The 13435-nt window shown below is 46.1% G+C and carries 10 protein-coding genes; 9 read left to right on the top strand and 1 reads right to left on the bottom strand.

Features of this window, described 5'->3' with window-relative positions; translation table 11 throughout:
- Positions 1 to 21 precede the first annotated feature (21 nt).
- The 5 genes from C2755_RS05445 (at position 22) to C2755_RS05425 (ending at position 7605) form a co-directional block, all read left to right on the top strand.
- Entirely contained in the window at positions 22 to 1905 is a 1884-nt protein-coding gene (locus C2755_RS05445) for a propionate--CoA ligase (protein ID WP_215319830.1), read from the top strand.
- 244 nt (positions 1906 to 2149) lie between these two features.
- Positions 2150 to 3334, top strand: coding sequence for a glutamine-hydrolyzing carbamoyl-phosphate synthase small subunit (carA, locus tag C2755_RS05440; protein ID WP_215319828.1), 1185 nt, complete (start codon positions 2150 to 2152; stop codon positions 3332 to 3334).
- On the top strand, positions 3334 to 6597 hold the full coding sequence (gene carB, locus C2755_RS05435) for a carbamoyl-phosphate synthase large subunit (protein ID WP_215319826.1): 3264 nt from the start codon (positions 3334 to 3336) through the stop codon (positions 6595 to 6597). The genes carA and carB overlap by 1 nt, the downstream gene beginning before the upstream one ends.
- A 58-nt stretch (positions 6598 to 6655) precedes the next feature.
- Positions 6656 to 7132 (top strand): transcription elongation factor GreA, encoded by a 477-nt coding sequence (gene greA / locus C2755_RS05430; RefSeq protein ID WP_072582463.1) that lies wholly within the window; start codon positions 6656 to 6658, stop codon positions 7130 to 7132.
- Positions 7132 to 7605 (top strand): DUF4149 domain-containing protein, encoded by a 474-nt coding sequence (locus tag C2755_RS05425; protein WP_215319824.1) that lies wholly within the window; start codon positions 7132 to 7134, stop codon positions 7603 to 7605. Before greA ends, C2755_RS05425 begins: the two co-directional genes overlap by 1 nt.
- A gap of 28 nt (positions 7606 to 7633) precedes the next feature.
- On the opposite strand, the gene C2755_RS05420 is transcribed toward C2755_RS05425, so the two are convergent.
- Positions 7634 to 8260 (bottom strand): YhbY family RNA-binding protein, encoded by a 627-nt coding sequence (locus tag C2755_RS05420; RefSeq protein WP_072582461.1) that lies wholly within the window; start codon positions 8258 to 8260, stop codon positions 7634 to 7636.
- A gap of 126 nt (positions 8261 to 8386) precedes the next feature.
- Here C2755_RS05420 and C2755_RS05415 point away from each other — a divergent pair, with 126 nt between their 5' ends.
- The 4 genes from C2755_RS05415 (at position 8387) to glmM (ending at position 13346) form a co-directional block, all read left to right on the top strand.
- Entirely contained in the window at positions 8387 to 9061 is a 675-nt protein-coding gene (locus C2755_RS05415) for an RlmE family RNA methyltransferase (RefSeq protein WP_215319822.1), read from the top strand.
- A gap of 146 nt (positions 9062 to 9207) precedes the next feature.
- A complete protein-coding gene (gene ftsH / locus C2755_RS05410) occupies positions 9208 to 11085 on the top strand; it encodes an ATP-dependent zinc metalloprotease FtsH (RefSeq protein WP_215319820.1) in 1878 nt (625 codons plus the stop codon).
- 48 nt (positions 11086 to 11133) lie between these two features.
- Positions 11134 to 11973, top strand: coding sequence for a dihydropteroate synthase (gene folP, locus C2755_RS05405; protein WP_215319818.1), 840 nt, complete (start codon positions 11134 to 11136; stop codon positions 11971 to 11973).
- A 29-nt stretch (positions 11974 to 12002) separates the two neighbouring features.
- Positions 12003 to 13346, top strand: coding sequence for a phosphoglucosamine mutase (gene glmM, locus C2755_RS05400; RefSeq protein WP_215319816.1), 1344 nt, complete (start codon positions 12003 to 12005; stop codon positions 13344 to 13346).
- Positions 13347 to 13435: the final 89 nt, after the last annotated feature.

Raw genomic sequence — 13435 nt, 5'->3', positions numbered from 1 at the left:
TTTTAAGAGATCAGGTTGACCATGTCCTACAAAGCACACCACGAACGCTCAATTAAAGACCCGGATGGATTTTGGGGTGAGCAAGCGCAGTTAATACATTGGGAAAAACCTTTTAACAAAGTTCTTAATTACGACAACCCACCATTTGCTAAATGGTTTGAGGGTGGCTTAACCAATCTTTGCTACAACTCAGTAGATCGCCACTTAAAAGATCGTCCAGATCAAATTGCCTTAGTTGCAGTTTCTACAGAAACCAATCAAGAGAGGGCATATACCTTTAAAGAGTTATACGAAGAAGTGAATCGTATGGCAGCAATTTACAAGGCAGCGGGCGTTAAAAAGGGTGATCGCGTACTTATTTATATGCCGATGATCGCCGAAGCTTGTTTTGCTATGTTGGCGTGCGCCCGTATTGGTGCTATTCACTCCGTTGTGTTTGGTGGCTTTGCATCCCACAGCTTGGCATCTCGTATTGATGATGCAAAACCAAAACTGATTGTTACTGCAGAAGCAGGTGCACGTGGCGGCAAAGCAGTTCCTTACAAGCCATTGCTAGATGAAGCAATTACTCTGGCTGAATACAAGCCTGAGAAGGTTTTGATTGTGAATCGCGGCTTAACTGAATTCACCACCGTCGCTGGACGTGATTTAGATTACGCAAGCGAACGCCAAAAGCATTTAAATGATGTAGTGCCTATTGAATGGGTTGATGCAACTCATCCTTCTTATATTTTGTACACCTCCGGTACAACTGGAAAGCCTAAAGGTGTTCAGCGTGATACAGGCGGCTATGCAGTAGCTCTCGCCGCCTCAATGAAACATATCTTTACCGGTAATGCTGGTGAGACCATGTTCTGTACGTCCGATATTGGTTGGGTTGTTGGCCACAGCTACATCATTTATGCGCCATTGCTATCTGGTATGGCTACGATCATGTACGAGGGCACCCCTTTGCGTCCTGATGCAGGCATTTGGTGGGAGCTGGTAGATAAGTACAAAGTGTCAGTCATGTTCTCTGCACCAACAGCGGTTCGCGTTCTGAAGAAACAAGACCCTGCCTTCTTAACCAAGTATGACCTTTCTAAATTGCGCGCTCTTTTTTTGGCAGGTGAGCCCTTGGATGAACCGACTGCCAGTTGGATTCATGGTGCAATTAATAAGCCTATTGTTGATAACTACTGGCAGACAGAAACGGGTTGGCCAATGCTGGCAATTCAGCGTGGGGTTGAAGTCATGCCACATAAATTTGGCTCACCAGGTGTGCCATCGTTTGGTTACAACATGAAGTTACTCGATGATGCTACTTCCGAAGAGCTGGGCCCAGATCAGAAGGGCGTCATTGCTATTGAAGGTCCATTACCTCCAGGTTGCATGCAAACTGTTTGGGGCGATGACAAGCGCTTTGTCAGCACCTACTGGGAAACAATTCCGGGCAAATTAGTCTACTCCACCTTTGACTGGGGCATTAAAGATAAAGATGGCTATTTCTTCATCTTGGGCCGAACAGATGACGTGATCAACGTAGCTGGACATCGCCTTGGTACTCGCGAAATCGAGGAAAGTATTTCCAGTCATCCGAATGTTTCAGAAGTTGCCGTGGTTGGCATTGAAGATAAATTAAAGGGGCAAGCCGCGATTGCCTTTGTGATTCCTAAAGATGCATCCAATACTGCTACTTTGGAAGCTGAGTGCATGAAGACTGTCGATACCACCTTAGGGGCGATTGCACGACCTGGCCGGGTTTATATAGTTACTGCGTTGCCAAAGACACGTTCAGGCAAGATTGTTCGTCGTGCACTTCAGGCCGTAGCCGAAGGTCGTGATCCTGGTGATATCAGCACGATGGATGACCAGTCTGTACTAGCTCAAATTAAGACCATTATTGAGCAGAGCGCCAAGGCTTAAAACGCCCAACTTTGAACAAATTGCTCCTCCAGCCATTAGGCCGGGGGAGCTTTTTACCTTCCAGCCCCCATTTGACTTGATATCCAAGGGTTTACGAGCAAAAATGTTATGATTACAGGGTTCGAAACTTAATATATACCCTAGCGCTTAAAGACACTCACCACCCGCAAAAATATCCCCGGGCTAGTCTTTTTTGGGGTTTTGAGCGTCGGATGGAGCAGGGACTGGAGATGGTTTGTCACCCTTGCTTCCTTCTTTTCCCCCAGCCGTGTTGGCCTTAGCCGACGGCACATTATTTCCCGGTTTTAGCATTGGCGCCTCTGGCGAAACTACTGGCGAAGTCGTATTCAACACTGCATTGACTGGCTATCAAGAGATCATTACTGATCCCAGCTACTCACGCCAAATTGTTACCTTAACCTACCCACATATCGGTAATGTCGGTGTCAATGCCCAAGATGCGGAATCAGATCAGATTCATGCAGCAGGCTTAGTAGTGAAGGATCTTCCAAAACGCGTATCCAATTTCCGTTCGGAAGGCTCTTTAGATGACTACCTTACCAAAGCAGATGTTTTAGGGATTGCTGGTATCGATACACGCAAGCTCACCAGAATTCTGCGTGATAAGGGTGCACAATCCGGCGCTATTGTTGCTGGTAAATTAGGTGATAACTATGAATCCTTAGGGGCGAAGGCTCTTGAGCTTGCTAAAGCTTTCCCTGGCATGTCAGGCCTAGATCTTGCAAAGGTAGTGACTACCAAGAAAGCCTATCAGTGGCGCGAGGCAGAATGGGATCTTCATGGGCCAAATGGCAAGCCTGCTTACAGAACATTAGATACTAGCAAGCCAATTAAAAAGGTAGTTGCTTATGACTTTGGTGTGAAACGCAATATCTTGCGCATGCTGACTGAGCGAGGCTGCGAATTAACAGTTGTGCCTGCGCAAACTAGCGCAGCAGAAGTGCTAGCCATGAATCCGGATGGCGTGTTCTTCTCAAATGGCCCTGGCGATCCTGGTCCATGCGATTACGCTATTGCTGCCGCAAAAGAAATTATTGAAAAAGGTGTGCCAACCTTTGGCATCTGTTTAGGCCATCAAATCATGGGTCTTGCAGCAGGCGCAAAAACACTAAAGATGAAATTTGGCCACCATGGCGCTAATCATCCTGTGAAAGATTTAGATACAGGACGTGTTGCCATCACCTCACAGAATCATGGTTTTGCCGTTGATGCTAATACCTTGCCAAGCAATATTCGCGTAACCCATGTTTCTTTATTTGATGGATCCTTGCAAGGTTTGGCGTGGAATGACAAGCCAGCGCTGTGTTTCCAAGGGCATCCTGAGGCCTCACCAGGTCCTCATGACATTGCCTATTTATTTGATCGTTTTATGGAGCTAATGAATGCTACCAAGAAGGAGGGCAAATAATGCCTAAGCGTAGCGACATTAAGAGCATCCTGATTATTGGTGCTGGTCCGATTGTGATTGGACAGGCCTGTGAGTTTGACTACTCTGGAGCGCAAGCTTGTAAGGCATTGCGTGATGAGGGTTATAAAGTTATTTTGGTCAACAGTAATCCTGCAACCATCATGACTGACCCAGAGATGGCTGATGTAACGTACATCGAGCCGATTACTTGGGAAGTAGTTGAGCGCATTATTGCTACCGAAAAGCCTGATGCCATTTTGCCAACCATGGGTGGCCAGACTGCACTGAATTGCGCTTTAGATCTACACCGTCATGGCGTTTTAGAGAAATACGGTTGCGAATTGATTGGCGCTTCACCAGAAGCCATTGATAAAGCAGAAGATCGTCAAAAGTTTAAAGAAGCCATGACCAAAATTGGCCTAGGCTCTGCAAAGTCCGGCATTGCGCACTCAATGGATGAGGCTCATGAGGTTCAGCAGCAAATTCAGAAGCAAACTGGCAGCTCAGGTTTCCCGGTAGTCATTCGTCCATCATTCACCATGGGGGGATCAGGTGGCGGCATTGCCTATAACCGTGAAGAATTTGAAGAAATTTGTAAACGTGGTCTCGATTTATCACCAACACGTGAGCTCTTGATCGAAGAGTCTCTCTTGGGGTGGAAAGAATTCGAGATGGAAGTCGTGCGCGATCGCAATGACAACTGCATCATCGTTTGTTCAATTGAAAACTTAGACCCAATGGGCGTACATACCGGTGACTCAATTACCGTGGCGCCTGCGCAAACGTTGACGGATAAAGAATATCAAATCATGCGTAATGCATCGATTGCTGTTCTGAGAGAAATTGGTGTTGATACCGGTGGGTCTAACGTTCAGTTCTCGATTAATCCAGTAGATGGTCGCATGATCGTCATTGAGATGAATCCAAGGGTATCCCGTTCCTCGGCTTTAGCATCAAAGGCTACAGGTTTCCCAATTGCAAAGATTGCAGCTAAATTGGCCGTAGGTTATACACTTGATGAACTCAAGAATGACATTACCGGCGGCGCAACACCGGCATCATTTGAGCCTTCAATCGATTACGTTGTTACCAAGATTCCACGTTTTGCATTTGAAAAGTTCCCGCAGGCTGATTCCCGCCTAACAACGCAGATGAAGTCAGTTGGCGAAGTCATGGCCATTGGCCGGACTTTCCAGGAGTCTTTCCAAAAAGCGCTCCGCGGTCTTGAGGTTGGTGTTGACGGCTTGGATGAAGTATCCACAGACCTTGATGACATCATTAATGAAATTAATGAGCCGGGTCCAGATCGCATTTGGTATTTGGCAGACGCATTCCGCATGGGTATGGGTCTTGATGAGATCTATAGTGAAACTAAAGTTGATCCTTGGTTCCTGGAGCAAATTGAAGAACTGATCACCATTGAGACTGAGCTTAAGCAGCGCAAGATCGATAGCCTAACAGCTCCTGAGTTACGCTTTGTAAAGCAAAAAGGTTTCTCCGATCGCCGCTTAGCAAAGTTACTCAAAGTTGACGCTGCGTCCGTTCGTGCAGCGCGCCATCGATTGAAAGTTGTTCCAGTCTACAAGCGTGTTGATACATGTGCTGCCGAATTCTCTACCAACACTGCTTATTTGTATTCAACCTATGAAGCAGAGCATGGCGAGTGCGAATCACACCCAACCAATAAAGAAAAGATTATGGTTTTGGGCGGGGGGCCTAACCGAATTGGTCAAGGTATTGAGTTTGACTATTGCTGTGTGCATGCTGCTTTAGCAATGCGCGATGATGGTTACGAAACTATCATGGTCAACTGTAACCCTGAAACCGTTTCGACTGACTACGACACATCGGATCGTCTGTACTTTGAGCCGCTGACTCTTGAGGATGTATTGGAGATTGTTGCTAAAGAAAAACCAAAGGGCGTTATCGTTCAATACGGCGGTCAAACTCCTTTGAAATTGGCTTTAGATCTTGAACGCAATGGTGTGCCAATTATCGGCACTTCACCAGACATGATTGATGCAGCAGAAGATCGTGAACGCTTCCAGAAGCTACTACAGGATCTCGGATTGCGTCAGCCACCTAACCGTACAGCGCGTACTGAAGAAGAGGCTCTCAAGCTTGCTGTGGAAATTGGCTACCCATTAGTAGTCCGACCTTCGTATGTCTTAGGTGGTCGTGCAATGGAAATCGTTCATGATGGTCGCGACCTTGAGCGTTACATGCGTGAAGCCGTTAAGGTATCCCATGACTCTCCTGTGCTTCTAGATCGCTTCTTGAATGATGCTATCGAATGTGACGTCGATTGCATCAGCGATGGTACAGCCGTATTTATTGGTGGCGTCATGGAGCATATCGAGCAAGCCGGTGTTCACTCTGGCGATTCAGCCTGCTCATTGCCTCCATATTCTTTATCCGATGCAACGGTGGAAGAGATTAAACGCCAAACTGCAGCGATGGCAAAAGGACTGAATGTTGTTGGCCTGATGAACGTCCAATTTGCGATTCAAAATGTAGATAGCAAAGATGTCATCTATGTCTTGGAAGTAAATCCACGCGCTTCACGCACCGTACCGTTTGTGTCAAAAGCCACTGGTTTGCAGTTGGCGAAGATTGCTGCACGTTGCATGGTTGGTCAGACTTTAGAGCAGCAGGGTATTAAGACTGAAATTAAGCCACCATACTTCTCAGTCAAGGAAGCTGTATTTCCATTTAATAAATTTCCAGGTATAGATCCAATTCTCGGTCCAGAAATGCGTTCAACTGGCGAAGTGATGGGTGTTGGCAAGACCTTTGGCGAGGCTTTATTTAAGTCACAGTTGGGTGCCGGCATCAAATTGCCAAAGAGCGGAACAGTTCTTTTGACCGTCAAAGATAGTGACAAGCCAAAAGCAATTGAAGTTGCTAAGTTGTTGCATCAACTGGGCTTCCCGATGGTTGCGACAAAGGGTACAGCAGCAGCAATTGAAGCGGCTGGTTTGCCGGTAAAAGTAGTTAATAAAGTAAAGGATGGGCGCCCCCATATCGTGGATTTCATCAAGAATGGTGAGATTTCACTTGTCTTTACTACTGTGGATGAGACCCGGACAGCGATTGCTGACTCTAGATCAATTCGAACCAGCGCTCAGGCTAATGGTGTTACGTATTACACGACCATTAGTGCCGCACGAGCAGTGATGGATGGTTTGTTAGCCTCAGAAAATGGCCGACTCGACTCCCTCGAGGTTTATTCCTTGCAAAACTTACATCGGGAGCTCATTTAATCTAAAATTGACTTTTATACGCGCTATTTTGCGCAAGAATTTAAGTTAGGTTAGTTTCATGAGCACAATTCCGATCACCAAGCGCGGTGCAGAACTTCTCAAAGAGGAGCTGCACCGTCTTAAACACGTTGAACGTCCTTCCGTTATCAATGCGATCTCTGAGGCACGCGCTCAAGGCGACCTTTCTGAGAATGCTGAATACGATGCTGCCAAAGAAAAGCAAGGCTTTATTGAAGGCCGCATTCAAGAGTTAGAAGGCAAGTTATCGGCAGCTCAAATTATTGACCCCGCTACTTTAGATGTTGCTGGACGCATAGTCTTTGGTGCTACCGTCGATCTTGAGGACTTAGAAGATGGCACTAAGCTCACTTATCAAATCGTTGGGGATGATGAGGCGGATATCGCCGTTAAGAAAATCTCCATCAGCTCACCTATTGCCCGTGCATTAATTGGCAAAGAGGAGGGTGACGTTGTTGCCGTGCAAGCCCCAGGCGGCAATCGCGAAGTTGAAATCTTGGCCGTCCGATACGTTTAATGCACCATATCCGCACCCAGAGAATATTCAGCCTAATTTCAGGTCTTTGGGTAGGTAGTTTTATTACCATTGGATTTTTAGTTGTGCCTATCTTATTCTCTAGTTTGGGAGATAGACAGGTTGCCGGCATGGTTGCAGCAAATCTCTTTAAAACCACGGCGTATATCGGTGTCGCCTTAAACGTATTTCTAATGTTGATGGCAAATCACCTAGTAAGACATGGTTACAACTATTACCGTATCACCCGCTGGATCCTACTGGGAATACTCTCATGCACTGTTGGGGCAGCATTCATCTTCATTCCTTGGATGGATTCATTACGAGATCAAGCGCTCTATTTAGGCCTGTCAGTTCGCGAGTCTACAAATGCAGCATTATTTGCTCGCCTGCATGGAGTTTCTAGTGCAATCTTTATGATTCAATCGGTACTCGGCCTAGCCTTAGTTTGGCGGTCAACAAAAAACGCCGACTAGCGGCGTTTTTTTATTTCACTTGCCAGAATTAAGAGCCAAGTGACTTTTTCTTAGTGCTGCTCATTCTGACTTTACGCTTCTTAATCGGAGCTGGTGCAGCAACTGCTTTTCTATAGCCGGGAGAAGACCAGCCAATTTTTGATTCCGCCGCTTCAGAGCGCAAAACCCGCTTCTTAGGTGTTGCTGATTTCACTGCCGCAGCACGAGCAAACGGTGCTGCATTTGAAGCGGAGCGACGATCCGATCTTTCGGAAGTGCTAGTACGCACGCCAGCTTTTGCTGGGGCACGATTTGGCTGACGTTTCGTGCGAGGAGCCTGCAAAGATTTCTTGGTTTGCTTGCTTGATCTACCAAGATTGCTAAAAGCTTCATCAACCATATCTTTTGGTTTCCATAACACGAGTAACTTGCCGATATGTTGAACTGGAGCAGCGTCAAGTTTGTCGCAAAGTTCTTCATACATAGCAATGCGTGCTTCGCGCTCATCACCAAAAACACGAATCTTAATTAATCCGTGGTGATTAATGGCCAATTTAGCCTCTTTGATGACAGCAGGTGTTAAGCCATCGCCACCAATCATGACAACAGGACTTAGATCGTGAGCGTCAGCTTTGAGGGATTTACGTTGTGCAGGGGTAATAGTGAGTGCAGTCATGGGGTTGATGATAGAGCATTGAGGGTCTAAATTGCCCTTTTAGCTTGAATTTGCCTGTATTTTGATCGATTCCTTTTGCTTTAGAGCTCAGAAACTAGGAAAATGGAGGGCGAAAGTGGGTAAGTTGTGGCAAAGAATAAATTTAATAAAAGTTGGTTGCAGGATCATCTATCCGATCCCTATGTGAAGATGGCTCAAAAGGAGGGCTATCGCGCTAGAGCGGTTTATAAGCTCAGTGAAATTGACGAGCAAGATCATCTTATCAAGGCAGGCATGACTATCGTGGACTTAGGGAGCGCTCCTGGGAGTTGGTCTCAGTACGTCCGCAATCGCCTCACTGAATTTGGTAAAAGCAATCCCAAAATTGATTCCGGCAAACCGGATGGTCAGATTATTGCCATTGATATTTTGCCAATGGAGGATATAGCTGATGTGAGCTTTATTCAGGGTGATTTTAGGGAAGAAGAGGGGCTGGCTGCTTTAGAGGCGCTTTTACCGATGAGTGCTGAAGGCAAAGTCGATTTGGTTTTATCAGACATGGCGCCAAACCTTTCTGGGGTTGGTGTTGCTGATGCTGCCAGAATGGCTTTTTTAGCAGAGATAGCCCTAGACTTCGCTACTGCTCATCTGAAACCTGAGGGTGCGCTTTTAATCAAATGTTTTAACGGTAGTGGCTATAGCCAGATAGTGGAATCCTTTAAAAAGGTCTTTAAAACCGTTGCCTCCCGTAAACCTAAAGCATCTAGAGCAAAGTCTTCTGAGATCTTCCTTTTGGGTAGAAACCTAAAACCTCGGAAATAGGCTCTAAATACTGGCTAATAACCCCGTTTTTATAGGGTTTTATCAAATATATATGCCATTAGCTCTTGAAAAAAGGTGGTAGTAGAATCAAATACTTAGGAAGCAAATCGCTTTAACTCCTGGTTCAATCCAGAAAAGGACTCATTTTGAACAGCAATATGTTCCAAAAAATCGGTGTGTGGCTCATTGTGGGCTTGGTGCTTTTCACTGTTTTTAAACAGTTTGATAAGCCTAAGGACCAAACTCAGGTGACGTATTCCCAATTCATGGATGACGCTAAAGCCGGCAAAGTAAAGCGTGTAGATGTGCAAGGTCGCACATTGCAAGTAACGCCTGCTGACGGCACTAAATACTCCATCATCTCTCCAGGTGATATCTGGATGGTTGGTGATCTCATGAAATATGGAGTTCAAGTTACCGGCAAAGCTGATGACGAACCGAATATGTTGGTTTCTGCTTTGTACTATCTTGGCCCTACTTTATTAATTATTGGCTTTTGGTTTTTCATGATGCGCCAAATGCAAGGTGGCGGTAAGGGCGGTGCATTCTCCTTTGGTAAATCTAAAGCGCGCTTGATTGATGAGAACAGCAATACGGTTACCTTTGCCGATGTTGCAGGTTGCGATGAAGCCAAAGAAGAAGTCTTTGAGATTGTTGATTTCTTAAAAGACCCACAAAAGTTTCAAAAGCTTGGTGGCCGCATTCCGCATGGTGTATTGCTCGTAGGCCCTCCGGGTACTGGTAAGACCCTTTTAGCTCGCGCCATCGCGGGTGAAGCTAAGGTGCCATTCTTCTCGATCTCCGGCTCGGACTTCGTGGAGATGTTTGTTGGTGTTGGTGCATCACGTGTTCGTGACATGTTTGAAAACGCCAAGAAAAATTCTCCTTGCATCATCTTTATTGATGAGATTGATGCTGTTGGTCGTCATCGCGGTGCCGGCATGGGCGGCGGCAATGATGAACGCGAACAAACGCTAAACCAAATGCTGGTTGAGATGGATGGTTTTGAAAGTAATAGTGGCGTGATCGTAGTGGCCGCCACTAACCGCTCTGATGTGCTTGATAAAGCTTTATTGCGTCCAGGACGTTTCGATCGACAAGTGCACGTAGGTTTGCCAGATATTCGCGGTCGTGAACAAATTTTGCAAGTGCATATGCGCAAAGTACCGATTGATCCTGATGTCAACGCCGCCGTTTTGGCAAGGGGCACTCCAGGCTTCTCAGGCGCAGATTTAGCGAACCTGGTGAATGAATCTGCATTGTTTGCAGCACGTCGTAATAAGCGTGCAGTAGATATGAAGGACTTTGAAGACGCTAAAGACAAGATTTATATGGGTCCTGAGCGTAAGTCTGCTGTTATGCGCGAGGAAGAGCGTCGCAACACCGCATATCACGAGTCTGGCCATGCTGTTGTAGCTAAGGTTTTGCCTAAAGCTGACCCTGTTCATAAAGTTACCATCATGCCGCGAGGCATGGCTTTGGGTGTGACTTGGCAGTTACCAGAGTTTGATCGCGTGAACTTGTATAAAGATCGCATGATGGAAGAGTTGGCCATATTGTTTGGTGGTCGTGCTGCTGAAGAGGTGTTCTTGCATTCTTCAAGTACTGGCGCTTCCAATGATTTTGAGCGCGCCACGAAAATGGCTCGTGATATGGTGACTCGTTATGGCATGAGTGATAGCTTGGGTACCATGGTCTATGTTGATACCGAATCAGAAAGTATTTTTGGTCGCAACAGCACCAAAACAGTTTCTGAACTAACCCAACAAAAGGTAGATGCTGAAATACGTACGTTGATTGATAGCCAATATGCCTTAGCTAGATCGATCTTGGAACAAAACCGAGATAAGGTTGAGGCGATGGTTGCAGCTTTACTGGAATGGGAAACCATTGATGCAGAGCAAATCAACGACATCATGGAGGGTCGCCCGCCGCGTGTACCTAAGCCCCCACCCGCAACTCAGTTTGGTAATTCCGCTGGTACCCCTGGCCCTGCTGCTGGCAGCGCTCCAGCCACCGCTTAATTACCCTGTTTAGCTGTGTCTTTGATGCACCATCAAAGCCTTCAAGAGATGCCCACAACTTGGCGTTGTGGGCGTTTTCTTTTTGACTTCTCCAAACGCAAGCGCCCGATTGTGATGGGCATTCTGAATGCAACTCCGGATTCATTTTCTGATGGCGGTAAATTCAGAAATGCTGATGATGCTATTGCACAAGCGGAGTTAATGATCGAAAACGGGGTTGATCTCATTGATATTGGCGGGGAATCAACTCGTCCTGGTGCTGAACCAGTAGCGCTGCAAGAAGAGTTGGATAGAGTGCTTCCGGTCATTGAGGCATTAAAGGATTGCGGTGTCCCCCTATCAATAGATACTTATAAAGCAGAAACAATGCGCCAAGCTTTGCTTGCTGGCGTTGATTGTGTTAATGATATTTGGGCCCTCAGGCAAGCAGGGGCTTTAGAGGTCGTGTTGGAAAGTAGCGACTGCGGGATTGTATTAATGCACATGCAACGCGACCCCTTAACAATGCAATTTAACCCTGAATATCAGGACATCATTGCAGAGGTAAGACAGTTTCTAAATGATAGAGCGAAGCTTTTAATCTCCAAAGGCATTAGTGGTAACCGCATTGCTATTGATCCAGGATTTGGCTTCGGTAAGAGCTTGGAACATAACCTCAATATGCTGGCAAACTTTGCCGACTTCTCCGCTTTAGGCCTACCCGTATTAGCGGGAATTTCACGTAAATCGATGATTGGCAAAATCACTGGTAAGGATGCTAATGACCGTGTAGCCCCAAGTATTGCGGCGGCAATCATGGCCGCAGATCGTGGCGCTCAAATTATCCGGGTCCATGATGTACCCGAGACTGTTGATGCTCTAAAGCTTTGGGAGGCTATAAACACTTAGTGACGCATCTAAGTTTTATAATGAAATTCATGAAAAAACAATACTTTGGTACTGATGGCATTCGAGGAGAAGTAGGGCTATTTCCAATCGTTCCAGAATTTATGACTCGCTTAGGCTACGCTGCTGGCAAAGTGTTAACAAGTGATGCCAAACCGGGTGAACGGTGCAAAATTCTCATCGGTAAAGATACGCGCGTTTCGGGATACTTATTAGAGGCAGCATTGGAGGCTGGTTTCGCTGCTGCAGGTGTAGATGTGATGCTCTGCGGTCCTATTCCAACCCCTGGCGTTGCATATCTCACTAAGGCATTGCGTTTGTCTGCTGGCTTAGTGATTTCAGCTTCTCATAACCCCTATCAAGATAATGGCATCAAGTTTTTCTCTGCAAAAGGCGATAAGTTGTCTGATGAGTTTGAGCTTGCCATTGAAGCTGAATTAGAAAAACCTATGGGTTGTGTAAATTCAAAAGAACTTGGTAAAGCCTTTCGCTTAGATGATGCTGCAGGACGCTACATTGAGTTTTGTAAATCAACATTTCCAGGTGAGTTAAATCTCAAGGGATTGAAACTTGTAGTGGATTGCGCTAATGGAGCCGCATATCACACAGCTCCCCATGTTTTTCATGAGCTAGGTGCTGAAGTGATCCCAATTGGCGTTAGCCCTGATGGTCGCAATATCAATGATGGTTGCGGAGCAACGGCACCGGCAGCTTTAATTGCTAAAGTTAAGGAAGTGAATGCAGATCTCGGTATCGCTCTAGATGGCGATGCTGATCGCCTCCAAATGGTTGATGCTTCTGGTCGTTTATTTAATGGTGATGAGCTTTTGTATGTACTTGCAAAAGATCGCTTGGATCGTGGACAGCAGATTGGTGGTGCTGTAGGCACTTTAATGACTAATCTTGCAGTTGAAAACGCTATTAAAGATCTAGGCATCGGTTTTGAGCGCGCCAATGTAGGTGATCGCTATGTTTTGGAATTACTCAAACAAAATGGTTGGATCATTGGTGGCGAAGGGTCAGGTCATCTGCTTTGCTTAGACCAGCACTCCACAGGTGACGGCACAATTGCGGCACTTCAAGTGTTAGCGGCAATGAGTCAAAACAAAAAGAGCCTTGCGCAATTATTGGATGCTGTCAAAATATTCCCGCAGGTGCTTTTGAATGTGAAGCTTAAACCCGGTTACGACTGGAAGAGCGACGAAAGACTAAAAAACCAAATCACCAAGGTTGAGACTGATCTCCAAAACATTGGTAGGGTTCTGATTCGTGCATCCGGTACGGAGCCTTTATTGCGCGTTATGGTGGAGACTAAAGATGCTGATATTGCAATGAGTGCAGCCAAAAGTATTGCTGATTTGGTTCGCACTGCCTAACCCACTCAATTCGCTAAGAGCTTGGTTTACCCACTTACAACCTCATGAACTGATTTAATTTCACGAGTTGGTGATAAGCTCAAGAAAAA

Origin of the sequence: Polynucleobacter sp. MWH-S4W17 (genome assembly GCF_018687535.1) — a bacterium.
Classification (GTDB): Bacteria; Pseudomonadota; Gammaproteobacteria; order Burkholderiales; family Burkholderiaceae; genus Polynucleobacter.
Note: the sequence above shows the minus strand (reverse complement) of the source record. Positions and strands in the feature narration are given on the sequence as shown.